At 46.3% G+C, this 24251-nt stretch carries 18 protein-coding genes; 10 read left to right on the plus strand and 8 right to left on the minus strand.

The window, feature by feature from the left end; genetic code table 11:
• Positions 1 to 92: 92 nt before the first annotated feature.
• Together ACKU41_RS06825 and ACKU41_RS06830 are read right to left on the minus strand one after the other, a co-directional pair.
• Entirely contained in the window at positions 93 to 431 is a 339-nt protein-coding gene (locus ACKU41_RS06825) for an STAS domain-containing protein (RefSeq protein ID WP_321404748.1), read from the minus strand.
• Positions 432 to 520: 89 nt separating this feature from the next.
• The gene (locus ACKU41_RS06830; RefSeq protein ID WP_321404749.1) at positions 521 to 952 is read right to left on the minus strand and encodes an ATP-binding protein; all 432 of its coding nucleotides are present in this window, start codon (positions 950 to 952) and stop codon (positions 521 to 523) included.
• A 142-nt stretch (positions 953 to 1094) separates the two neighbouring features.
• On the opposite strand from ACKU41_RS06830, the gene ACKU41_RS06835 reads away from it, so the two are divergent.
• Genes ACKU41_RS06835 through ACKU41_RS06845 form a run of 3 tightly spaced genes read left to right on the plus strand, consistent with a single transcriptional unit; the run spans position 1095 to position 4725 of the window.
• Positions 1095 to 3590, plus strand: a complete 2496-nt coding sequence (locus ACKU41_RS06835) for an ABC transporter ATP-binding protein/permease (RefSeq protein WP_321404750.1) — start codon at positions 1095 to 1097, stop codon at positions 3588 to 3590.
• A 2-nt stretch (positions 3591 to 3592) separates the two neighbouring features.
• Entirely contained in the window at positions 3593 to 4090 is a 498-nt protein-coding gene (locus ACKU41_RS06840; protein WP_319780599.1) for a cyclic nucleotide-binding domain-containing protein, read from the plus strand.
• A gap of 32 nt (positions 4091 to 4122) precedes the next feature.
• Positions 4123 to 4725, plus strand: coding sequence for a hypothetical protein (locus ACKU41_RS06845; RefSeq protein WP_321404752.1), 603 nt, complete (start codon positions 4123 to 4125; stop codon positions 4723 to 4725).
• A 398-nt stretch (positions 4726 to 5123) separates the two neighbouring features.
• On the opposite strand, the gene qrcD is transcribed toward ACKU41_RS06845, so the two are convergent.
• The 5 genes from qrcD to rfbC form a co-directional block, all read right to left on the minus strand.
• A complete protein-coding gene (gene qrcD, locus ACKU41_RS06850) occupies positions 5124 to 6356 on the minus strand; it encodes a menaquinone reductase integral membrane subunit QrcD (RefSeq protein WP_319780601.1) in 1233 nt (410 codons plus the stop codon).
• 14 nt (positions 6357 to 6370) lie between these two features.
• Positions 6371 to 7129, minus strand: a complete 759-nt coding sequence (qrcC, locus tag ACKU41_RS06855) for a menaquinone reductase iron-sulfur cluster-binding subunit QrcC (RefSeq protein ID WP_319780602.1) — start codon at positions 7127 to 7129, stop codon at positions 6371 to 6373.
• Between the two features lie 23 nt (positions 7130 to 7152).
• Positions 7153 to 9222, minus strand: coding sequence for a menaquinone reductase molybdopterin-binding-like subunit QrcB (gene qrcB / locus ACKU41_RS06860; RefSeq protein ID WP_321404753.1), 2070 nt, complete (start codon positions 9220 to 9222; stop codon positions 7153 to 7155).
• A 13-nt stretch (positions 9223 to 9235) separates the two neighbouring features.
• Positions 9236 to 9787, minus strand: coding sequence for a menaquinone reductase multiheme cytochrome c subunit QrcA (qrcA, locus tag ACKU41_RS06865; RefSeq protein WP_319780604.1), 552 nt, complete (start codon positions 9785 to 9787; stop codon positions 9236 to 9238).
• Positions 9788 to 9979: 192 nt separating this feature from the next.
• Complete coding sequence (gene rfbC / locus ACKU41_RS06870; protein WP_321404756.1) at positions 9980 to 10531, minus strand: dTDP-4-dehydrorhamnose 3,5-epimerase; 552 nt, start codon at positions 10529 to 10531, stop codon at positions 9980 to 9982.
• 254 nt (positions 10532 to 10785) lie between these two features.
• Between rfbC and ACKU41_RS06875 the strand changes: the two genes are divergently transcribed.
• The 7 genes from ACKU41_RS06875 to ACKU41_RS06905 all read left to right on the plus strand — a co-directional run bounded on the left by ACKU41_RS06875 (position 10786) and on the right by ACKU41_RS06905 (position 22244).
• Positions 10786 to 11346, plus strand: coding sequence for a CvpA family protein (locus ACKU41_RS06875; RefSeq protein WP_319780606.1), 561 nt, complete (start codon positions 10786 to 10788; stop codon positions 11344 to 11346).
• Positions 11347 to 11348: 2 nt separating this feature from the next.
• Positions 11349 to 12116 carry a nucleoside triphosphate pyrophosphohydrolase gene (mazG, locus tag ACKU41_RS06880; protein ID WP_319780607.1) on the plus strand — a complete coding sequence of 256 codons (768 nt, stop codon included), beginning with the start codon at positions 11349 to 11351 and terminating at the stop codon, positions 12114 to 12116.
• Positions 12117 to 12307: 191 nt separating this feature from the next.
• On the plus strand, positions 12308 to 12517 hold the full coding sequence (locus ACKU41_RS06885; RefSeq protein ID WP_319780608.1) for a hypothetical protein: 210 nt from the start codon (positions 12308 to 12310) through the stop codon (positions 12515 to 12517).
• 293 nt (positions 12518 to 12810) lie between these two features.
• Positions 12811 to 15474 carry a sulfatase-like hydrolase/transferase gene (locus tag ACKU41_RS06890; RefSeq protein WP_321404757.1) on the plus strand — a complete coding sequence of 888 codons (2664 nt, stop codon included), beginning with the start codon at positions 12811 to 12813 and terminating at the stop codon, positions 15472 to 15474.
• Between the two features lie 90 nt (positions 15475 to 15564).
• A complete protein-coding gene (locus tag ACKU41_RS06895) occupies positions 15565 to 16563 on the plus strand; it encodes a glycosyltransferase family 4 protein (RefSeq protein ID WP_321404758.1) in 999 nt (332 codons plus the stop codon).
• Positions 16564 to 16965: 402 nt separating this feature from the next.
• A complete protein-coding gene (locus ACKU41_RS06900) occupies positions 16966 to 20301 on the plus strand; it encodes an ATP-binding protein (protein ID WP_321404759.1) in 3336 nt (1111 codons plus the stop codon).
• 386 nt (positions 20302 to 20687) lie between these two features.
• Positions 20688 to 22244, plus strand: coding sequence for a hypothetical protein (locus ACKU41_RS06905; protein ID WP_321404761.1), 1557 nt, complete (start codon positions 20688 to 20690; stop codon positions 22242 to 22244).
• 32 nt (positions 22245 to 22276) lie between these two features.
• Here ACKU41_RS06905 and ACKU41_RS06910 read toward each other — a convergent pair whose 3' ends face one another.
• Positions 22277 to 24109, minus strand: a complete 1833-nt coding sequence (locus ACKU41_RS06910) for an SLC13 family permease (RefSeq protein ID WP_321404763.1) — start codon at positions 24107 to 24109, stop codon at positions 22277 to 22279.
• Between the last annotated feature and the right edge of the window lie 142 nt (positions 24110 to 24251).

Below are 24251 nucleotides of genomic sequence, written 5' to 3' on the forward strand. Positions count from 1 at the left end.
AAAACAAACTTCCTGTCTGCTGAAAAAAGCAGACAGGAAGTAATTCAATTAAAATAAGGAACCTGGAGTATGGCCTGATTATCTTGAAAAGTCTAGAACGCGCCCAGACACTCATCCATACTGTCGTAAATGGGCAGGAAAGAAACAAAGCCGGATAAATCGAATACTTCCCTGATGTAATCCTTAAGGGAACAGAGCAGGAGCTTGCCATCTCCACCTTTAAGCTCACGCGCCGCTTTCAGAAGGACGCGCAGTCCTGCACTGGAAATGTACTCCAGATTCTCGAAATCCAGAATAATCTTGCTTTCCCCGCCCTGAATGGAATTAAGCAGCTTTTCTTCAAAATCATTGGATGTATTGGAATCAAGGCGACCTTTTAATTGGAAAGTAATAACACCGTCATTTTTGATTTCACCGACTTCAAGACCCATCTTTTCCTCCATTTTCCCGCTAAAAAAGCGGCATTGCACTACACATCATTAATATAAAAATCCGGCCAGCGAACTGGTTTTCTGTTTTATTATTGAACATTTTTGGTCAGCTTCAATTTATTTCTACCGCCTTCCCATGCATATTCAATACTGTCCATAATCTTTCGCATAAAATGGATTCCGAGTCCCCCGATTCTGCGTTCATCACAGTTGCAATGCGTGTCAGGTTCAGGAGCTTCAAGGGGATTGAATTTATGTCCGTCATCCTCAATCCACAGAGTCAGAATACCGTCTTCAAGCTTCAACTCGATTTCAAAACTATGCTTGTCGGACTGACAACCGTAGCTGACAAGATTTGTGAACAACTCATCCAAAACGAGATTCAGCTCAAACACCGTCTTATCAGATATGCCGTTATTACTGCCGAAATCCTCAATCATTTCTGCAAGAACACGAAGTTCAGCTATATCCGATTTTAACGAAAATGCAGCAGTGACGCTGCTTTCTGCCTGCGTCTCCATATTGTTTTCCAAAGACCTATCCTCAATTTCACATTATGGACAGAAAATACAATTAACCACTTCCAAGTTAGAAAACCCTTGTCGCTGCGTCAACAAAAAGGTAATAAATTTTTGTTAGATATACAGCCAACAGGAGTATTTAATGATCACCAAGCGTCCATTAACCTACTGGGTGAAAAACAGTAATATGAAATTACAGCTCATACTGCTGGTTGTCATCTTTTTCACAGTAGCAGTCAGGCTTATTCCATTGGAAATGCAGAAAAAAATCATCAACCAGGCCATTAGTATGCGTAAGGTGGATCTGCTTTTCATGTACTGCGGATTCTACATTACATCAGTAGTGACCGCCAGCCTGCTGAAATACCTGATAACCGTCCTGCAGACGTACATAGGTCAGGAAGCTCTGGCGCAAATGCGTAAAGAACTATACGCCCATATACTCACCTTGCCGCTTGGGTATTTCAGGAAGGCCAACCCGGGAATGGTTGTTTCTTCACTGGTGACAGAACTTGCTCCAGCAGGTGAATACGTTGGCCAGTCCGTGGCTGTACCGGTGACCAACCTGCTTACACTTATCGCCTTTGCCGGGTACATGTTCTTCCTTAACCCGACCATGGCAGCCATATCCATCGCCTTATACCCCTTTGTAATTTATCTGGTTCCCAAACTCCAAAAAAAATCCAACAAAGCCAACAAGAAAAGGGTTGATACAACCAGATATCTTTCCAGCCACATCAATGAAACAATTTCCGGTATCCACGAGATACACGGCAACGGCTCCTACCGGATTGAAAATCGTAAATACGGTGCTTACGTTGATAAATTGTTTAAAATCAGGATAACATGGATCCTTTACAAACAGGGCATCAAAGTCCTGAATAGCTTTTTCCAGAATCTTGGACCATTCCTGCTCTTCATCGTCGGTGGTTACCTAGCAATTCAGGGACGATTCGACCTTGGTGCGTTGGTGGCGTTTCTTTCCGCCTACGAAAAAATATATGATCCGTGGAAAGAACTTATGGACTTCTATCAGGTCCATAACGATGCCGGAGTACGCTACAAAAGGGTCATGGAATACTTCGATGCCAAGCCGGAATTTACGCTTGAACCGGAAGGACGCGCTCCCGTTGTAATGAAAGGGGACATCGAAGTTCAGAACCTCGGGTTCACTGTTTCCGGTAACATAAGGTTGCTTAAACAGATCAACCTTAAGCTCAAGCCGGGAGAACAGTTGGCTCTTGTGGGATTTTCCGGCAGCGGTAAAAGTACATTGGCCCAGTGTATTTCCCAACTATACAAATACACGGGCGGATCTGTAAAAATCGACGGTTACGAAGTCGGTGATTTGACCAAGGCTGACATGGTCCACAATATGGGCATAGTAGCCCAATCCCCGTTCATCTTTTCCGGTACAATCAAAGATAATCTGCTCTACTCCTGTGCAGCTGTCCTTGAAGGTGATCCTGAAGCCAAGCAAAAAATGCCAACCCGTGACAATATGATTGAAGCCGTGCAACAGGCAGGAATATTTGTTGATGTTTTGCGGTTCGGTCTAAACACCTTACTTGACCCTGAGAAGAAGACCGAACTTTCCGAACGACTGGTCAGGGTACGGAAAAACTTCCACGCCGATTTCGGGGACAAGCTTGCTGAGCATGTTGAATTCTACCGCGACGGCCAATATCTGGAGTATTCAAGTGTAGCCGGAAACATCACTTTCGGCCATGCTAATGATGAAAGTTTTGCCGGGCGCAACCTGGTCAGCAACGATTATTTTCTGACCTTTCTCAAAGAAGCGCAGTTAGAAACCCCGCTACTGAGCCTCGGCAGGGAACTGGCTAAGCAGACTGTTGATATTCTGGGTAACCTTCCACCGGATGAAATATTCTTTGAACAAAGTCCCATACCTACCGATGAATTCGAAGGCTATAAGCAGCTTGTTGCCCGTATTAACGAAACTCCGCTTCAAGAACTTGAGGATAAAGACCGTGAAATGCTCCTGCACCTTTCACTCGGATTTGTCCCCGGAAAACATAAAATTGTTGCTCTTCCGTCTGTTTTGCAGAGCCTCATCCTTGACGGGCGTAGGATGTTCAACGGCAAGGTTAGCGAGGAAAGGCCTGAGACTTTCAGCTTCTACCAAATGACTGAATTCATCCCCTCGCAAACGATTCTGGACAACATCCTTTTCGGTAAACCGAAGACAGACCATCCGAAAGTGCAGGATACCATCAACCAGTCCATGATCCAGCTGCTCATTGAAGAAGACCTTCTGGAGACTGTTGTTGAACTTGGAATGGAATTTCAGGTTGGCACCAAGGGCGATAGGCTTTCCGGTGGACAGTGCCAGAAACTGGCCATAGCTCGGACCTTCCTCAAGAATCCGCCAATCATGATTATGGATGAAGCAACTTCGGCTTTGGACAACAGGTCACAGAACCGTATTCAAGGTTTGCTGGAGACCAAGTGGAAAGGCAAGGCCACACTTATCTCTGTCATCCATAGGCTGGATACAATCAAAAATTACGATAAAGTAGCAGTCATGAAGGCTGGTAAGTTAATGGAAATAGGTCCCTATGATGAGTTGATGGAACAGAAGGGGCTTCTTTATGAACTCGTACACGGAGCGCATTAGTCATGGCAGCAGAAACAAGTGAATATCAGGAACATTTGGAGATAATGAGGGAGATTCCTTATTTTTCAGGGCTGGACCTTGAAGCGCAGAAACTCATTGCCTATCTCTGCGTGCGTGAAAAATTTTCAGAGGGAGATGAAGTTTTCGCCACTGGAGATTTTGACCAGTCCGCCTACTACCTGATCAGCGGCACCATGGAAGCCTATCTGGATCAAGGAAAGACCAATATCCAATCTTTTAAGGAAGGGGATTTCGTGGGCGCTTTGTCACTCATCGGAAATTCTAAACGGTTGTTTACACTCAAGGCAACTTCCGATTGTGTCTGCATTCGTCTTACCAGTGAAAAATTCAAGAAAGCGCAGGAACAATATCCTGTAATCAGCAAAAAATTCTTGAAAGCAACAGTTGACATGATCAGCCACTGGGAAGAAAGATTTATTACCAACTACAACCCTGGGTGTTCCGGATGTACTTCCGGAATCGGTCTGACCCTTATTTAGATCAAGCTTTATAGGCTGACAGGAATGATGTTATGAACAAAATACTTTTGATGACTATGACTGCCCTGCTGCTGGTTGTCTCCAGTGCTGCGGCTGCCCAGAATGCACCTGAATCCGTTGCTGGAATTACGATTGGTAACAATGTTTCTACTGTTCGCTCTCTTCTTGAGATGAAATCAAAGACTTCCCCCTGGCAAGAAGAATACATCACAAGAATCGGCTTGAAGGATATTGAAGGATACAAGGGCGGATACGTTGTTGTGGGTAATTGCAAACGTAAAGACATTCTCCTGCGTATGAAACTCAAGTATCAGGATGAAAGCATGGAATTTTTCAATAAGCTGTACAGCAAAATTGAAAAAAGGTTCGGTAAGCCCGATGACTGGCGCGGCAACCCCTTCGGCACCCTCAAGGTCTGGAAATGGTCTCTTGGCGATGCAGACGGCAATGTAAGCCTTATTTTGCAACATTTCAGTGGAGATGACGACTCCATCACCAAAGGAAATTGCATACGGCTCTCCCGTCCTTCATGGATTGAAGAGGAAATGGAATGCTGGGAAAAAATGCATCCTCCTGTTACCGGAAAACCCATTCCGGCCAAAATGGAAGGCATAAACTGGTTCTTACCATACTAAGCACAGCTGTTACTTTGTTTTAATGATCAAAGCCTCCCTGCGTAGCGTAGGGAGGCTTTCTAATTTGTAACATTTTCGGCTGTTCTGTACCTGTAAGAATACATATTCAGATTTAAAAACTACACCAACTAGCAGACAGTATCAGTGAAAAGCATTTAAACATTATCCGTAAACTTCTGGTTGATTTCACTAAAGCTGAAATTCATAAAACCATTCACTTTATGATCTTCTGTCCCTTATTTCTCCAGTTTAAACACAGCACAGGTATTCTCAAGAGCTAATACATAGAAAGGCATTATGCTTTAAGAACTACAGCCTAAATCATTTTTATACCAACAGAAAAGGCCCTGCTCTCACGAACAGGGCCTTTTGACTTAACATGTGTAATCAGCTGAGAGCTACTTCTTGTTCAGCTTGAGTTCCTGAGGGAACACAGGCAGGTAGCGGTAGCAGAGGCTGAGTACCAGAGCACCGTAAGCGCAGATCATCAGGGTGGTGGCCCATTCTGCCCAGTTTGGTGCATAGGTTTCCCAGTGATCAAAAGGCATAACCGGGATTGCGATAGTCTGGACAGTGAAGACGTAACGGTTGATGGTCACACCAATGCAGTCCAGAATTGCTGCTGAGTACAGCAGGCTGGGGTTGTTCCTGATGGAAGGAGTGATCAGCATGATTGCGGGAACGATGCCGCAAAGCACGATCTCAGTCCAGAGCAGCCACTGACCGTAAATGTTACCGTGGAACATCTGTTCGAAGGTAAGACCGACGGAAGGCAGGTAACCGACTGCCCATGCCCAGGTATCAATGATCTTGAAGAACATGTATACGCAAAGCATGGTACCAGCGATTTTACCCATCAGAGCTTTAACTTTGTAGTCCACCAGCTTCTTACCGGTCATCTTCTCGATGAGGGTGCAAACCAGCACTGTGAAAACAGGACCGGACCCCACAGCGGAGAGAACGAAGAGGAAGAAAGTCCAGGGCCAGATGAAGAAACCTTCACGGAAGGCGTAAGGACGGCCGAACATAACACCGTACATACCACCGAGAGAACCCTGGTGGAAAGTAGACAGGAAGGTTCCGATACCTGCGAACAATGCCATATTCACGTGCAGGTGATGGGCAAAGTGGTGCAGGAAAGGAATCTTGTTCAGCTGCTTCTGCTCCAAAACCAGCGGAATGAATTCTATGATCAGAACTGTGCAGTAACAGGTAATACAGAAGATAACTTCTGTGAGCATGGAGTGCACGTTAGGGTGCCAGTAACCGAACCATGCGCGGATAGGCTGCCCGATGTCCATGGTCAGAATGAGCATGGCGCCGGAGTAGCACAGAAATCCGAGAATTACTGCGAGGTTAATAATATTCTTAAGTTGATCAATCTTGAGGATGTACTTGAGGAAACCGGTGAAGAATGCACCGGCACCAAGAGCGATAACCGCAAGGTCGAAAGTAATCCAGAGGCCGAACCCGAAGTAGTTGTCAAGGCCGGTTACGCCGATACCGTAATAGAAAATCTGTACGGCAGCGTAGACGCCCCAGAGCAGGATTGCGGTAGGAAACACCATCCAAAGCAGAAACTTGGGCAGTCCGCAACGTTTTACGCCTTCGGGGAAGAGATTGCTATCCATGGTAAACCTCCCTCCTAGTGCTTGTCTTCAGCTACGTGGTTATCACTCTGCTCACGAACCCAGTCACGACGGCTGATATAGTAAACCTGAGGTTCCATTCCGATAGACTCCAGAATGCGGAAAGCATTGGGACTCTTGATCAGTTCATGAACTTTGTGCTCAGGATTCTTGGAATCACCGAAGGAAATTGCGCCGGTGGGGCAGGCTTCCAGACATGCAGGCTGGTACCAGCCGTCAGGCAGCTTGTTAGGGTCCATACCTTCATTACGGGCACGCTGACGTGCATTGAGCAATCTGGAATGGCAGAAGTTACATTTCTCAACAACACCACGCGGACGGGAAGAAGTTGAGGGGGACAGAGCTTTGTCCATGCCTCCGGGCCATACCGGATCAAGCCAGCCGAAGTAGCGAGCGTGGTAAGGACATGCTGCCATGCAGTACCTGCAACCGATGCAACGGGGGTAAATCTGGCTGACGATTCCGCCTTCTTCGTCCTTGGTAGTAGCAACTACGGGACAGACGGGAACGCAGGCAGGGTGTCCGCACTGCATACAGGGTCTGGGCAGGTAGGCGACTTCCCTGTTGGGAAATTCCTTACCGTTATTGAGTTCGTACACAAGCATCCAGGTAAGGGTCTTAAGCTTGTTAGACCCTTCTTCCATGGGAGCTATGTTATTTTCAGCCTGGCAGGACACCATACAAGCACCGCAACCGGTACACTTGTCGACATCGACTACCATGGTCCATTTAGTATCAAATTCTATGTGTTGCATAACGTGAATCCCCTGACTTTAATTTAGGCGATGCTCACGAAAGAACTGGTCCACACGGATAAACCGGTGCCGGACTCAGTGCCAACAGTGAGAAGTTTGGAGATGTTTTCGCCCTTACCGCTGGAGTATGCATCCCATGCGGTGTGACCGAATCCAAGAGGTGCGGCGATAACATCATTCATTACGCCTTCATTAATGTGGATTCTTACAGCGCACTCTCCGCCCGCTCCGCCAAGCTTGACCTTGGAACCTTCAGACACGCCCAATTTCTTTGCGGTCTTGGAGTTGACCTGAACCACAAGGTCTTTGCCCAGCAGCTCGAACTTGCTGATAGCAACCACGTTCAATGGCGGGATGGCCACAGTGGGAGTACCGAAGATGAGCTTGGAATAAGGAGCGAGAGCAATTTCTCCGCCCTTGGGCATAGTGACCGCCTTGGAAAGAACAGAGGCTGCAAACTTGATGGAATCTGATTCAATTGAATCGGAAACATAAGCAGCACCTTCAACAAGGGAATCCCAGTCAGCGCCTGCTTTTTCGGCCTTGGCCTGATAAACTGCGTCTGCTGATTCATATCCAAGGTCGATACCCAGTCCGGAAGCCACGCCGAGAATAACATCTACAGTGGGCTTGCTGTTGTAGAGAGGCTCTGCAACAGGAGCACTGGCTGCGAGCATTGCAGCACCGACGCCATAAGGAGTCTGTGCATCTTCAAAACGCTCATAGCTGGTGGGGTTGGGCATAATCAGGTCAGCTTTGGAAGCTGTCTCATCCATATAAGTACTGAAGCTTACAAGGAAGCCCGCTTTTTCAAAAGCAGGAGCCAGAGCTGTGTTCTGAGGCAGGGCGTAAACCGGGTTGGCTTCATAAGCCATCATGACTTCGGGAGCTGCGACTTTATCTGCAGCGATACCTGCAAGATAAGCAACAAAATCCTTGACAGCCAGTTCGGAACGTCCTTCTGCCGCATCAATAGCTTTGGGCAGTTCAGGGAGAATCTTCATACCACCGTCTTTATTGACGCTTCCGGCCAGCATATTAACTGCGGCAGCGGCAATAACATCAGCTGCGCCTGCGCCCTGAGCGAACTCGGAACCGGCAACAACAACAGGAGCTGAAGACTTCATGATACGCTTGGCAAGTGCTGCCATTTCCACTCCTGCTACGCCGGTTGCTTTCTCCACTTTGTCGGGAGAGAATCTGGACATAACCAGAGTCTTGAAATCGGCGAAATCGGAAGCGGAAGCGGAAGCTCCGGCCTTAAGCATGTGGTAAGCAAGACCGAGACAGAAAATGGCGCCAGTGCCGGGGGCTACCGGAATCCATTTATCTGCAGCGGCTGCAGTGTTGTTCTGGAAAGAACCGGCATAGACATAAGTAGTTTTGATATCTTCACCGGTGGGGCGGCTTTCAGCGTAAACACGCTGGTTTCTCACAACCGAACCCCAGGAATCCATGGCATCGGCACCGACAAAAAGGACGAAATCGGAATTGTCCAGATCATAACCGATCTGACCTTTTCCGCCCATGCTGGCAAGAGCCACGGCAGCACCCTGCTCTTCACAGGGCATCAGGTAACAGTCCGCGCCCATTTCAGAGGCGAACCCGGACAGAACCTCAGTTGCAGTACCAGTAGCATCACCGGAAACAACAGCGAGTTTGCCTTTCTGTCCCTTAACAGCAGCGAGTTTCTCAGAGAGAAGCTTCTCAGCATCTTCCCAAGAAATTGACTCGTATTTGCCTTCCGCAATCTTTTTCATAGGACCATTGATGCGGGAAGGGCTGTACATGAGCTGGGGACCGCTGGCGCTGACAGGATCAACACCGCCCTTGCTCATTTCGTTTTCTGCATTACCTCTGGTAAGGTAAGGGCTTCCGCCTACTGATTTAACAATCTCCGCACAGGGGCTCGCGCCGAATTTGGCGACGGAAGCCTGCTCTGTGAGTGCACCGTATTTCAGCCTGGGAATCCAGGGCCAGTTCTGCGACCAGATAGAAGCGTCATCCAGAGTTTTCCAAATTACAGGGGTGAAGAGTGAACCAACTACACCACCTGTTACCAATTGAATAAAAGTTCTGCGATCAATACCCATTGCAGTCCCTCACTTACTTATGGCAGACGTAACATGCGTTGCTGGTACCAACTTCCGCATGACAGCGTTCACACTGCCACATCTTCATGGTCTGCTTGCTGTAACCGCTGATTCTGTTTTCGTAATACGTCGGCAGCGTGTCGCTATTGCCTACGTCGGGATGGCAATCCGTACACTCGAAGCCTTGGTGTGCCATGTGCGAAAAGTAAACGTTATCAGGCTGATACTGATACACCAGCCAGGGTACTTCCACACCCTTCTGCAGATACTCGGTCACGTAGACTTCTTCAGCTTCGGATTCACCGAGAACGTCTTCATGACACTCAGCACACTTCTCATTGGAAGGCAGACCGGCAAAGGAGCCGTCTTCCAAAAACATGTGACATGACTCACAGTCCATACCTTCGCCTTCAACATGAACCTTGTGACTGAAATTGATCGGCTGAGTCTTCTGGCTATAAATAACCTGCGGGAAAACCCACCAACCGACGATCAGGCTCGCAAGGACACCGATGAAGAAAGGAAGAACTCCTCCACACTGCTTCGATGTTCTTTTCTCCTCCATAACCTCGCCCCACTACTCCTTAAGTTTTGTGAAACATAAACAACCAATTAACGCCACTTCTTCTAAAATAGAGAATCTTTCTATGTCAAGAGAATATGAAACTTTTCACAAACTCAACAAAAGAAAAAAACTCACTATTTTCCAACAAAGGGGTGCGGAAAAGTGGTTTTAAAACACCTTCCGATTCTCAGATTAAAATTCAAATAACGAATCAAACTGAGCTAGAAAAGGAAGCTCACGGTCTTTATCCGAAAGTACCGGATTTTCAGTACTCCAGTCGATATCAAGCTCCGGATCATCCCACCGTATACCGGCCTCGCAACCGGGGGTGTATCCGTAATCGACCTTGTACATAAACTCGCTTTCCTCAGTCAGGGTTTCATAACCGTGTGCAAATCCCTTAGGGATAAACAGCCTGAGAAAGTTATCCGCCGATAGTTCAATTTTGAACGTTCTCCGGTATGTCGGTGACCCTTTTCGCAGGTCCACAACCACATCGTTGACCGCTCCCCTCGTTACCCAGACAAGCTTTGACTGAGCATGAGGGGGAGTCTGCAAATGAAGACCGCGAATGACTCCAAGACCTGATGAATATGCATGGTTGTCTTGAACAAAATCAGTAGGCAACCCGTTTTCAGCAAAAACCTTTTTATTAAAGCTTTCCAGAAAAAAGCCCCGCCTGTCCCTGAAAACCTTGGGCTCTATAACCACAAGTCCAGGAAATTCCGTTTCAATCAACTTCACGCATATCCTCCAAGCATGAACACAGGTTACTGACACAAAAAACCGTTCCCCAAAATTAACCGAGAATTACCTGAGATCATGAAATGACACAACCTCATTTTTCACTTGATTGTCATATTTTTTATTATTTTCAGGTAGCTTCATGATATTCACTTTTCCTTTGGGGTCTGCTAGGCTTCACATGTATTTTTTTAGATTAGTTCTAATGCGAAGCACGCTTTTTTCTCAAACTTCAATAATTAATGGATTTAAGTATGCAAACAGCAGGTATGGCACTTAATGCACTGGATATAATTCTGATCGTAATCGCCGGAGCCCTTATATTCAGGGGATTGTTGCGGGGAATAGTCAGGGAGGCTATTTCTGTTTTTTCCTTAATTTTAGGTTTTTATCTGGCGGCAAAATACCACTATAAACTTGCCCCCTATTTCGAAACCTTTTTTGACGGCCCCGGAACAGTCAAGGCTTTCAGCTACCTTTCAATTATAGTAGCCACCATGTTTTTGGCTTTTCTTGTCGGCGTTACCATAAAAAAGATACTTACCGTTACCATGCTCAGCTGGGCGGATCAGGTACTCGGAGGCATACTGGGTTTTGTTGAAGCCATCATTATCGGCGGCATCATAATCGTAGTTTTGAACAGCTTCACTCCCAACTCTGAATTTTTGACTAACTCCAAGCTGGCCCCCAGAGTGATGTCCACCGCGAGCTTTTTCATCAGCTTTGCCCCGGAGAACGTACTCGATTCATTAGACATAAAGTCAATGTTTCCTGACCATTCCGAACTTACCAACCCTATAAGCGATACAATGTAAAAATGAGCACAAAATCTGTTGAAAAACTTAAAGATGTAATTTCCTCCCTGACCGCACCGGACGGCTGCCCATGGGACAAAGAACAAACCCCAAAAACACTCTGCGACTCAGTAATTGAGGAAGCCTTTGAGCTGGTTGACGCCATTCGCGCCGATGACAGGCAGGAAGTAATGGAAGAACTGGGCGATGTCATGTTTCTCCTGCTTTTCATCGCTCAGCGTTATGAAGAAGAAGGAGCCTTTACTTTTGCCGATGCAGTAGACTCCAGCGCAGCAAAAATGATCCGCCGCCATCCTCATGTCTTTGCGGATACCAAGGTTGAGGATCAGGAAGAACTTTTGCGTAACTGGGAAAAAATCAAACGCAGCGAAAAGAAGGGAGACAAGAAAATTTTCGATTCCCTGCCCAAAGGCTTGCCGCCCATGCTCAAGGCCTACCGCATCAACTCCAAAGCTGCACGCAGCGGCTTCACTTATGAATCTGACGAACAATGCCTCGGTCAGCTCAACAGCGAATGGAAAGAATGGAACAGCGCACTTGAATCTGGCGACAAAGAAGCCATTAACGAAGAATTCGGCGACTACCTGTTCACTCTTATCGAACTGGGGCGCAGAAACGGCATCAAAGCCAATTCCGCTCTGGACATAACCAACAACAAGTTCCTTAAAAGATTTGCCCAAATGGAAGATCTTGCCAAAGCTCAAGGAAAAGACTTTTCCGAGATGAGCCTCATTGAACAGAATGAACTCTGGGAGCAGGTCAAAAAATAGTCCTCTTCCCGCAAAAAAAGGCACCACATCCCCGTCTTATAGATTAAGGCGGGGATTTTTTTATTTTTTTATCAACTATTGTCAGCAGTTGATTAACAAGACTTAATTTTTCTTATTTTACCCTAAAGTATTTCAGCTTTAGTCCGATTAAACTGATAGGCGCGTATATTGCCCTTTTTCGGGAGGGGTTTATGGACGTAACAGGAATCAGCTCAACAATGGATACCGCACCTGCGGTAAGTGACAAGCAACTCTTCGGGGCTCAGGTTGTTACCAAAACGCTCGACTACATGAACTCCGATCAGTTCAGTTCTTCAACCAGCAGCGATTATGATTTCCAAAAAAGCGTTCTCAGTGCCGCATATTCCGGCGTTGGGACAATAGCTAACACTATAGCCTAAAAGGGCAGTCCGTGCGCCTGAATCGTAAAACCCGGCCATTACAGCCGGGTTTTATATTAGTATCTATGACGAAGAGACTCATTCCAAGGCAAGTCCGCCCTCCTGCCCTACTTCCCCATCATCAGGCAGCCACATTTGGCTCTTCCCTTTAAGCTGACCATAAGCACTCATGGCTTAGACATCACAACTCTGGATAGACCGGAATAAAATTTGCTAGAGTTAGGACATTCTGACATCGGTTTGACATAAAGGCGATTACTAGACTTTATGAAAAACGCAAAAAGGAAAGTCTCATGAAAAACATCATCTGGATTGTAATTGATACACTCAGGTCGGATATGCTGGCCTCCTGCCTTTCCGATACAGCTGTTCCCAACGCAATTGACAAGGTAATTGAACAAGGAGTTCTCTTTACCGACGTCATGACCACCGGTGCATCAACCAGAAATACAGCACCGGCATACTTTTCTGGTCTTCGCCCCGGACTGACAGGGATGACATACCCTTCCGTACAATCCATACGCAAATTCAAAGATGATGTCATAACCGTTACCGAGCATTTTAAGCACCACGGCTACCAGACCTTCCGCTGGGCGGACAGTAGTCTTGACTCCTGCCAGCCTAAACGTGGTTTTGATGTATTTGAAGCTGGGTACCCCAACATAAGGGACACTCCCAACAAAACATACGACAATAAGAAACGTGATGATTTCATCAAAAAAGTACGCCAAAGTAAAAAACCGTTTTTCGTAAATTTTCATCTCTATTGCATACACGATTTCGATGGTGAAAAAAAATCCAGCTGGACCACAGAAGATTACCTTTACATAATTTCCAGACAAGCAATTGAATTCAAATCGCTGTGGGATAAGATTTCCCCCGGCCCAGAAGATATTGCCGTCGTGACATCGGATCACGGCTGCATCCTTAATGAAAACTACGTCGAATACGACAAGGCAAAACCCGGGATGTTTACCAACAACAGAACTCGCGTTTTTGCATCTTTCATTGCCGACGGACTTGTTCCGGCTAAGAAAAATGAACTGATCCGCTCAATAGACATTGCACCGACCCTGCTTGATATGGCCGTGGGGGGAGACATGAAAGCTCAGGGCATCAGCCTGAAATCAGTCCTTGAAGGCGGGCCGGTTCCTGAACTGATAGGAATAGCTGAACGTGACAATGAGGATAAAGCAAGCTGCATCACAGACTATGCATGTGTACGCAAAAAAGACTGGGTTCTATATTTCAATAATGGAAAACCTGAAGCGCTTTATTCCAATGCGGAAACAGATTACGCGAAAGACCACATGGGTGAAGGACTGGAAATAGAGAAAGAACTATTCGATTTTTATAAGCAAACAGCCCTCGATGCTCCCAGAACGGCAAAAGAGCTTTACGAACAAAACGGCCTGTCCACTGAAGACATCAGAGGAGATATTGAAGCAAGCATCCTGCTACCCGTATTAAACTGGTCAGACAAAACCAGACTGGCTATCGAATCTCTTCTCGACCAGATCCTTCATACCGAACTTATTCTGCTGGACGCTGACCGTAGCGGCAAAGTGAAAGCAGCTGTTGAGAAACATTTTGGAGAGCGCTTGTTCCTGCGGCGCGTAGATGCAGGGGATATGAATCTTCAACAAATGCTGAACAAAGGCCTCGGACTTGCCACCGGCCCTTTCACTGTTACAGCCGTACCGGACTGCCAGTATACGGAAAATTTCTGCTACAGCCTGCGTGAAAATTTTCTGACCAAGCCGCATACCGTCCTCAGTTACCCCAACCTCAAGCGTTTAATCAGTGATAACCGGGAGATGGAATACATAGGCAGCAACGAATGTTTTGATGAACTGCTCTTTTCTCGTCTGGGCAGCAGCTTCGAACACAAGGCAAATACTGCTATATTCTCCCTTCCGCATTTTAATGAAATCGGAGCCTGCGCCATGTTCGAAACGGCAACTCTCCGCAATGCAGAAGGATTTGCCGAAAGCAGGACCGATGTACTGGGACAAACATGGCATAAGCTGAATCGTCTCGGCAGAATCAGGCATGTCAACAAAGGACTGGTCATATCAGAAGACAAGACAATTCTCAGACCGGCAATGCCCGGTGATACAACGCTGAACAATATTAAAATCAGCGTTATTGCCCCGCTGAAAGATGCTGCTGCAATAAAAATGATGCCCATGTTTATGGACATGCTCACCAAACAGAAAGAAAAGTCAATTGAGTTACTGGTGCTCAATTCAACAGGAAATCATGAATTCCTGACAACACTTGCCGAAAACTTTCCTAAACTGAAAACCAGGATAATAAGTTGCCCGGAAGGTGACAGCGAACTATTTAACTCCGGCCTGTTTTCAGCTCATGGTGAATATCTTTTCTGGACAGATATTTCTGATAAACTTCTGCCCCATACCCTTTCTTCACTATTGAGTCAGATAAACGGCAAAACAGATGTTACCGCAGTAAAATGCGGCTATATCCTGCATGGCGCGGACAAATCAGCGCAAGCCGTGCAACCGCTTACTCAAGTCCGTGAAATGATACGCGAGATTTGTGACCTCAGAGGATTACTGTATAGACGCCGCCTGCACAATGATGTGGGGATATTCAAACAGACGGCGGAAACTGAACTGGGTTGGGATATGTGTGTACGACTGGCTCTTGTAAAATCCTTTGAGTCCAGTGAGGAACCGCTGATTATTGCAGGCAGCCCTTACCAGTTCAACATGCAGCCGACCATGGAATCATATCTCAGAATACTCCGCAACACCATCAATTGCATGGGTAATAAAGTTGACATGGTCCGCCTATATGAGGACGACTTCAGCATACATAACGCAGGCAAAGCCCGTTACATCCTTGAAGAAGAGATGAAGACAACCCTTAAGCTCATAAATCAAAGCGGAATAAAATCCGGTGCGCTGTTAAGAGTTCCCAAAACGTATTAATGGAGTTAATTTCAGCGGACTTTTTAAAAGAACCCATAAGCCAAAAAAGACATTGAGACATTGGTCGATCTTTGATAATTCCGGTACCCCATGGCTACCCAAATAATTTACCTTACCCCGGCCGGAGCTACACTCCCCAGCGTTAGATTTCGTGTCCTGCCCTTTGTAGAGCTTGGTAACGGAAAGGGACTTGATGTTTCATGGCAACGTGTTCCTAAATCCATATTCAACCGTCTGGTTTTCTTCGCCCGTCTGCCCAAGGCAGAAATATATATCATTCAGGCCAAACTCTTTTCCGCACAAGAAATAAATGTGCTCAAGCACAAGTGCGATATGCTCGTGTTTGACTATGACGATGCGATCTGGACAATGCCTCCGTTCGACCTCGCCAACCTCAAGAAAAGACGCAAGGCCGCCAAATGTGCCAGCCGATTCGCCAACCAGTGTGCAAAGGCGGACCTGTGTATTGCAGGCAACCGCTTTTTGGCGGAAAAAGGGCACCACTACCAAGACAATATTGCTATCATTCCCACCGGACTCGATACAAAAAAATATGTTGCAGGCCGCAACAACCGTCCAAATTCCGTACCGGTAGTCGGCTGGATGGGAACTTCAAGCTATCTCGATTGGGTACAGGAACCGATTTCCAAACTTCAGCGTCATGTCGGCTCAATCCAATTTTCAATTATTTCCAACGCCCAATACACCGGAGAAGGAAAAGAACACGTTAAGTGGGCTGCATGGTCTTCAGAAAAAGAAGTCTCCCAGCTTCAAGCCATGGACATAGGTTTGATGCCGTTGGAAAACAACGAATATACCCGTGGAAAGTGTGGCTTCAAGATATTGCAATACATGGCGTGCGGCGTAGTTCCCGTGGCTGCAGATGTGGGTTTTAATGCCGAAATCATCGAACACGGAATAGACGGGTTTCTGGTCCGTACCCCGGAAGAATGGGAAATATACATCATGCGGCTGGCCGAAGATAATTCATTACGCCAAGCCATGGCCGAAGCTGCCCGCAAAAAAGTTGTAGCAGAGTTCGACATCAGGGTCATGGCCGATACCTTATGGCGTGCGCTCGGGGTTTAAGATTTCAGACCTTATCCGGCTTTTACGCCATGACCAACGAATTCATTACACGCCAACCGTCTAAGGCTCTCCAACAATATTCCCGGTGATTCCAAAAAAAATACCGCTGACCGCGCCATGCCGGACACTCCCGATCAGAGCGCAATTAGTACAGACTGGCCAGGCTCAACCACTGATAGCAACCATCACAATCCAGTTTCTGCTTCTGTTGTATTTTTGTGGACTTTGATAGCCCGCCACTAATTCAGAATGAATTTCTACTGATTGAGAGGAAGTCTTCAGGAAGACACCCTTAAGATACTTGTTTTGAATTATTCTTATGTATAATATGTATTTTATAACTTAGGAAAAATTCATAGAGTCCGGCGTTGGCTTTGGCTGTTTTACAAATAAGGAGTGCAAATGCATTGGTTTCGGTCCATAGGGATTCGATGCAAATTGATTATAATTTTTGTAGTCATCAAGGTTTTACCCCTTATTGCGCTGGCTTGGATTGCCTGGAATGGTCTGGTTCTTTTAGGCCAGTCTGTGGAAGATAAAATTACACGCATATCTGACGATACCCATGAAACAGTAAATGCAATAGGCAACACCGCAGTTGAAAGTTCCATCAGGGCTCTGGATTTAAAATCAAGAGAAGCTATTGAACGACTGACTACAGATACAGCCCGCAGCCTTGCCGCTTTTCTCTACGACAGAGACAACGATATTCGTTTAGCTGCCGGTATTGAACCTACCGAAGAAAATTTCCACAAATTTCTCGATCCGTTGATCAGACAAGTCACATTGCCCTTTCCCTGGGTATTGAATGAGTCCGGTGACGCATGGGTCCCCTCAGAACCCTGCTCTGGGAATAGAGCCGTCGTCGCGCGCAATTCCAACAACACCAAAGATTTTCATTCCCGTCCAGCAGAGCATTGCGGGATACGGATTAATATCCCGTTGTTTCTGGAAATGACTTTTGTCGACCTTGAAGGTCATGAACTGGTCAAGGTCGGAACATCTGACTTCCTGAGTAAAGAAAAAAAAGATATTTCGGACAAAGCCAACACATACTGCAAGGCGGAAGGCTATTTTACAGAACTCAAAAAACTGAAGCCCGGCGAAATTTATGTTTCCGAAGTTATCGGACCATACGTCGGAAGCCCGATCATAGGACCGTATACAAAGGCTTCCGCAGAAAAAAAAGGAATTCAATTTGAGCCGGAAAAAGCAGCCTACGCTGGCAAGGAGAATCCTGTTGGCAAACGATTTAAGGGGCTGGTGCGTTGGGCAACTCCGGTTGTCCGTGGCGGCAAGGTTGTCGGATATGTAACCTTGGCTTTGGACCATACGCATATAATGGAATTTTCAGACCATATCGTACCTACCGCAGAACGCTATTCCGCTATTTCCGACGCGTCCACGGGCAATTACGCTTTTATTTGGGATTACAAGGACCGCAATATTTCTCATCCTCGTGATTACTTTATCACCGGATATGATCCTCAGACAGGCTTGCCTGCGGTGCCTTGGCTTTCTGAGGAAATGTATGAGGATTTTCTTAAGAGCGGTAAAAATATTGCCCAATGGGAGAAGACCGCTCCTGTACTCAGAAATCAATCACTTGAAAAAAAACCGGCCCGAGAACTGACAGATGCCGGATTGCTGGGCTTGGACTGTCGTTACCTGAATTTTGCTCCTCAATGTGACGGTTGGAACAACCTGACCCAAAATGGCGGGTCCGGGTCTTTTGTCATTCTCTGGAGTGGATTATGGAAGCTGACTACTGCGGCAGCAATTCCATATCATACCGGAAGGTATTCCGGGCCGCGTGGATTCGGTTTTGTGACCATCGGCGCCAATGTGCGGGAATTTCACAAGGCCGCTACCGATACAGGTAAAAAAATCAGCACCATGGCCACGGATTTCCAGATGGCGCTGGAAAAACAGAATGAGGAAACGCAGGAACTTCTTCACCGCACCCAAGCCAATACATCACGTGAAATCACACTTTCCACCCTGCTCATGGTGGGAGCAGTCATTTTCATTGCTATTTGGATGGCATCAACTTTGACCAAAAAAATTACAACCATGATCGCCAGCATTCGAAAATTTCAGGCCGGGGATATGGACCAGCGGCTCAAAGTCGAATCCGGTGATGAGATGGGGCAATTAGCCCATGCTTTTAATGAAATGTCTGACGGAATTCAGAATTTGGTCGTGGATCTGCGGCAAGCAGAAGAGCAATATCGAAGTTTTTTTGAAAATGCCACCGAAGGAACCTTTCGCAGCACTCCGGAAGGACAGCTTGTGACTGTCAACCCTGCCTTTGCCCGGCTAACGGGTTATGATTCAGTGGAAGATGTATTGGAGAATATTCAAGACATCGCTACTCAACTTTTTGTCGACCCGCAACGAAGAGAGGAAATGCTTCGGCTGCTGGAAGAACACGGCCATATACAGGGCTTTGAATTTGAAGCAAGACTGCCGTCCGGTGAAATTCGCCAGTTTGCCAACTATTGTCGTCTGATAAATGACAAGGGGCAGGTTTTCATTGAAGGCATGGTTTCTGATGTATCCCAACACAAATTGATGAAACAGGTTGAGATTGAAAAAGAAACAGCCATTCAGGCCAATAAAGCCAAGTCGGTTTTTCTGGCTAATATGAGTCATGAAATACGCACCCCTTTAAACGCCATTCTCGGCGTAACTGATTTGCTCCTTGAAACGGAACTGACCGAAGAACAGAAACAATATATTAATCTTTTCAAGACTTCCGGGGAAGGATTGCTGCGGTTGATTAACGAGATTCTTGATTTTTCAAAAATTGAAGCCGGGCAAATGATGGTTGATAATTATGTCTTCAACCTTCAAGCGCTTTTGAAAGAAATCAAGTCATTTGCGAGTGTCCCTGCCGGAGCAGCCGGGCTGGAATTTCGTATGGAAGTGGATGAGAACGTACCGGTGTGGGTAAATGGTGACTCCTACCGGGTCAGGCAGATCTTGTTAAATTTGTTGGGCAACGCGATTAAATTTACACATGCCGGATCAGTCCTTCTGGAAGTTGAGGCTAATCCCATGGATGGAGGGATAACAGAGGTCTTTTTCAGGGTTGAAGATACAGGAATCGGAATTGATAAGGATAAGATAGAAAAGATATTTGAAAGCTTTGCCCAGGCTGATTCCTCCACAACACGCAGTTACGGGGGGACTGGATTGGGACTGCCCATCTCAAAACGGTTGGCTGAACTTATGGGGGGAGCTATCGAAATATCATCCGGAACGGGAGGCGGGACCTCTGTTTTATTCAAACTGCCCTTCACCATACATTGTGAACCGGAGCAAACCGGCACTGAACTTGACCTTTCCCCACAAAAATCAGCCAGCAACAGGGCTAAAAAGGTGCTGGTGGTAGAGGATTCACAAAGCAACCGGACTCTGATTGAATTTTACCTCAAAGGTAGCGGGCATAAACTGGTCATGGCCGAGAATGGATTGGAGGGGCTTGAGACCTACAAAGAATCTCCGGATTTCGATATTATTTTCATGGATGTGCAGATGCCTATGATGGATGGTCTGGAAGCTACCAGAAAAATTCGCCTGTTCGAAGAAGAAAAAGGACTTTCTCCGGTGAAGATTGTTGCCCTGACAGCCAACGCATTTGAAGACGACAGGAATGCCTGCCTTGCAGCCGGGTGCAACAGTTTTCTGGCTAAACCGGTTAAAAAAGAACAACTGATTAACCATATCGGTTAGCTAAATGTTGGGAAAATGATGCGCTGTTAATCTATTCACGGTTAAACACAGCTGCAGGAAGAGTGGTTTAAAGTTGATATTAATCCTTATGCCCGTTAAGAAAAGTAAAGAACAATTAGTCCCAGTCTAACATAGCGTTTATACTTAAAAAAGTTAAGCACCGGGTTAACCATTCTATACCCGGCCCGGTATAACATTGGATAGTTCAATTGCAGAATACTATTTTATCAAAAACCGGATTAAAACATAGATACTCAGCGTCTTTTCCAGCCCCCCCGCTCCTCTTTGCTATTCTTGGCACAAGCTTTATTTTTCTGTGGGCCTACCTGCCCGCTTTTATCAATCCTTACATAATAAACGATGATGTCAGGCAACAGTTGTTCTGGATGCAGCGCTGGTGTCAGCCCGGGATTTATCCTGAAGACCTGCTGAGCAGCTATGCAAGGATGTATGTTCCATGGGGAGTTCAGGGATTATACTATGCAGCGTCCTTTTTCTGCTCTCCTTTGTATTTTTCCAATATTCTGACTGGGGTGCTCTATGTCCTGACCGGTTCCCTCATCTTTCTTTCCGGTAACAGAATCGGAGACTATCGGCTTGGGCTGGCCGCATTGTGTATTTACTGGGTCAGTCCGTTTTTTCTTCACTCCATGGCCGGAGGTTTAGCCAGAGGATTTGCCGCCCCATTGCTTATGCTCTACTTTTACGGGTGGTTGTGCCGATCCCGTATAATTCTGGGGCTGGCTCTTCTGCTGCAGTCTTTGTTTATTCCCTATATTTTCATACTCTGCGCAGGAGCCAGTGGATTAGGCTGGCTGGGATGGCTGATAGGCCTCAATTCCAGACCATCATTCCTGACACGGATATCAGACTTCATTTTTATAGGAGGATGTTTCAGCCTTCTGCTTCTCTGGCATATGCAGATGAGTAAAGCCGGATTCGGTCCTCTCCCGACATATGCTGAAATGCTGGATAACCCGGTATATACCGCTCAGGGAAGATTTCCCATAATCCCTGTTCCATCTATTTTTTACGAACTGTTCACCCGGCCTTGGGAGAAACTTATACCTTTTAAGGATATGAGCAACTTCGCTGCTGCAAATGCACTAATTGCAATCGCTGCAGCCGCCCTTCTGGGAGCTAAATCAGCTCAGTGGAAGAAATGGCATCCCCATCTAACAGCAATTATTTGCATTCTCTTTTCCTCAGTGCTGTTGAGCCTTTTGGCTAAACTAATCCTTCTAAAACTGTTCGTTCCATCAAGGTATCTGGAATACTCCACCGCACTGGGCTATTGTTTTCTCCTTGCAATCTGCCTTCACGGTATCATGAGACAATGGCACAAAGCCCGTAAATGGATCACTTCAATTTTGGTGGGAATTTTTTTCGTAGTCGGGATAATGCGAACCGAGCTACTCGGGCTCTATGATTATTCACCAGAGGCTGCCTTGTATGAAACGGTGCTCAGGGAGATTCCCCGCCATGCCGTCATCGCCGGAAATCCTTATCTAATGGACAATGTGCTGACTTTCGGACAACGCAATGTGCTGGCATCTTACGAATTGGCCCACCCATGGAACACAGGCTACTGGAAAAAGTTCGCCCCCCGGCTACAGGACATGCTCAAAGCGTATTATTCAGGGAACATTGTAGAAGTCATTGATTTCTGTCTGAAATACGGAGTGGAATATATGGTGGTGGATAGAAGGGATTTCAGCAAAGCATCTCTGTCCGGCAAGCCAATGTTTGCGCCCTACGATTCTCAAATTAAGGAACAAGTAAAAGGTATCAGCACGTTTGCGTTACTCTCCGAAGATCTAAAGCGGATCGTAATCAACAAGAACATCTCCATTGTCCCTTTTCCCGTTTTCGATTCGCTTGGAACCATAGAATTCAGGTCCGGCCTGTTGGACGATTACAGCAGGATGCCGCTTGAGCGATAACAACCGAGATATAAATTATCTTGACTGTGAATTTAAAGATAAAGAACAGGTAAAACGATTGATAGCGTAACCCACATGATCACCACCAGCGGGGTCCCTACTCTTAAGAAATCAGAAAAGGAATATTCCCCGGCGTTCATGACCAGTAGATTTGTTTTGTAAGCCATGGGAGTGGCAAAACTCATATTGGCCCCGAACAAGACAGCCAAAACAAATGGTTCCGGCTCCAAATTCAACTGTTGAGCAATGGAAAGCGCAATGGGAGTGCCGATTACAGCTGTTGCGTTATTGGAAATGATATTGGTGAAGATGGCCATGAGCAGCATGAGTCCACTTAAGACCAAAGCAGCCGGAGCATCGCCGCTAACCGACACGAACAGTTTACCAAGATAATCCGCGCCTCCTGTAATCAACATGGCTTTGCCCAAGGCCAGACTTGTAACCACAATTAAAACCACCTGCACGTTCAGCGCCCGTGTTGCATCCCGCCATGTCATGCATCCGGTCAGGATCATAAGCAGTGCTCCGCATGGTGCACTGATGGCAATAGGCAATATGCCGAAAGCGGCAGTCAGAATAATTCCCAGCATGATGCCCATGGCCTGACGGACCTTTTGGGAATATGGAAGATCCATTGTGGAATCGAGAACCAGCACCTTGGTGTTTTTCTTGAGTTCCGCCACTTTATCCCTCGGTCCCTGAACAAGAAGAATATCGCCCTGTTTTAATTTTATGTCGCTTATCTTATCCAGATAGCGTTTGAGTTTTTTCCCGGAACGATGAATGGCAAGGGTGGTCATACCGGTACGTTCTGCAAAATGATATTCTTTCAAAGTCGTACCTTTCAGCGGAGAGCCCTGAAAAATTACAATTTCTGCTATTTGCTGGTCAGCAGCTTCAAGCCCTGCTTCAGAGTCAACTGGAACTTTTGATCCCACAGGGAAAAGAGTGCCCTGCAGAACTTTTTCAAACTCTTTAAGCTGATCCGGGGTGTCATTTATAACAAGATGGTCACCGGTTTGCAGTATAACCCCCGGATGCAGATAAATAGGTTTTCCTTCGCCACGTTCAATTGAAGACACCTCCATAGCATTATCTGTCAATTCAATGGCTTTCGAAAGTGGATTGCCTACCAAGGGGCTGTTCTCAGTAACTTCCAAATGGGCAGTAAAAATTCGAGCCGACCCGTCGGTCAGAGTAATTTCGATTTTCGGGATAAGACGCGGGGCTATCTGCCAAAGATACAAAATGCTGATGCTGCCGACGATGACTGCCGGCAATACAAAATCAAACATTTCTATACGTTTCAACCCCATATCAGATGCAACCGCAACTACCAGTAGGTTTGTTGAAGTTCCGATAGTTGTAGCGGTGCCACCGACCAATGTGGAGAAGCCCATAGGCATAAGTACAGATGAAGCAGGAGAACCTGTCCTTAACGAAACACTGATGAGAACAGGCAACAGCAGAACCACCACGGGAACATTATTTATAAAAGCACTGATGAAAGCACCCAGCAGCAAGGTCAGTAAAAATGAAAGAGAAGGACTTTTTTTCCATAACCGGGCCAACATACGTCCCACAGGGTCCAGTGATCCTGTACGCAGAATACCCTGCCCTGCGATCATGAGCGAGCACACTGCAATCAGTGCTTCGTTACCAAAACCGGAAAAGAAATTTACGGAGTTAAACCTTTCACCGCCAGTTTGGTAGGGAAAAAGTTCAAATCCAACCGTCAGGATAAGGAGAACAATCAAACTTGAAGTTTCCAGAGGAATCTTTTTTTGGCTGAACAATATCAATGCAACAGCAGTTAAAACCAGTACTGCAATAGCATGAGGATCAGGGAGCGCGGGTAATATCATGACAATTCTCCAGTCGAAGAATGAATTAAAAAAAGAGTTTATTGACAGTACTGAAAAACGAGTGGCGTGAATAGACATTTATCACTTTAATAACAATGAACCGCCCTTCCAAATCACTGTTTATCACTCTGATATACTGCAA

Source organism: Maridesulfovibrio sp., from assembly GCF_963678865.1.
In the GTDB taxonomy this organism is placed as follows: Bacteria; Desulfobacterota; Desulfovibrionia; order Desulfovibrionales; family Desulfovibrionaceae; genus Maridesulfovibrio.

Bases quoted from the DNA above. Each gene is read 5' to 3' on its own strand.
- ACKU41_RS06825 (WP_321404748.1), bottom strand. From the start codon at position 431: ATGGGTCTTGAAGTCGGTGAAATCAAAAATGACGGTGTTATTACTTTC.
- qrcC (WP_319780602.1), bottom strand. From the start codon at position 7,129: ATGCAACACATAGAATTTGATACTAAATGGACCATGGTAGTCGATGTC.
- ACKU41_RS06905 (WP_321404761.1), top strand. From the start codon at position 20,688: ATGCAGCGCTGGTGTCAGCCCGGGATTTATCCTGAAGACCTGCTGAGC.
- qrcA (WP_319780604.1), bottom strand. From the start codon at position 9,787: ATGGAGGAGAAAAGAACATCGAAGCAGTGTGGAGGAGTTCTTCCTTTC.
- ACKU41_RS06890 (WP_321404757.1), top strand. From the start codon at position 12,811: ATGAAAAACATCATCTGGATTGTAATTGATACACTCAGGTCGGATATG.
- mazG (WP_319780607.1), top strand. From the start codon at position 11,349: ATGAGCACAAAATCTGTTGAAAAACTTAAAGATGTAATTTCCTCCCTG.
- qrcD (WP_319780601.1), bottom strand. From the start codon at position 6,356: ATGGATAGCAATCTCTTCCCCGAAGGCGTAAAACGTTGCGGACTGCCC.
- ACKU41_RS06830 (WP_321404749.1), bottom strand. From the start codon at position 952: ATGGAGACGCAGGCAGAAAGCAGCGTCACTGCTGCATTTTCGTTAAAA.
- ACKU41_RS06840 (WP_319780599.1), top strand. From the start codon at position 3,593: ATGGCAGCAGAAACAAGTGAATATCAGGAACATTTGGAGATAATGAGG.
- ACKU41_RS06875 (WP_319780606.1), top strand. From the start codon at position 10,786: ATGCAAACAGCAGGTATGGCACTTAATGCACTGGATATAATTCTGATC.
- ACKU41_RS06845 (WP_321404752.1), top strand. From the start codon at position 4,123: ATGAACAAAATACTTTTGATGACTATGACTGCCCTGCTGCTGGTTGTC.
- ACKU41_RS06835 (WP_321404750.1), top strand. From the start codon at position 1,095: ATGATCACCAAGCGTCCATTAACCTACTGGGTGAAAAACAGTAATATG.
- qrcB (WP_321404753.1), bottom strand. From the start codon at position 9,222: ATGGGTATTGATCGCAGAACTTTTATTCAATTGGTAACAGGTGGTGTA.
- ACKU41_RS06910 (WP_321404763.1), bottom strand. From the start codon at position 24,109: ATGATATTACCCGCGCTCCCTGATCCTCATGCTATTGCAGTACTGGTT.
- ACKU41_RS06895 (WP_321404758.1), top strand. From the start codon at position 15,565: ATGGCTACCCAAATAATTTACCTTACCCCGGCCGGAGCTACACTCCCC.
- ACKU41_RS06900 (WP_321404759.1), top strand. From the start codon at position 16,966: ATGCATTGGTTTCGGTCCATAGGGATTCGATGCAAATTGATTATAATT.
- ACKU41_RS06885 (WP_319780608.1), top strand. From the start codon at position 12,308: ATGGACGTAACAGGAATCAGCTCAACAATGGATACCGCACCTGCGGTA.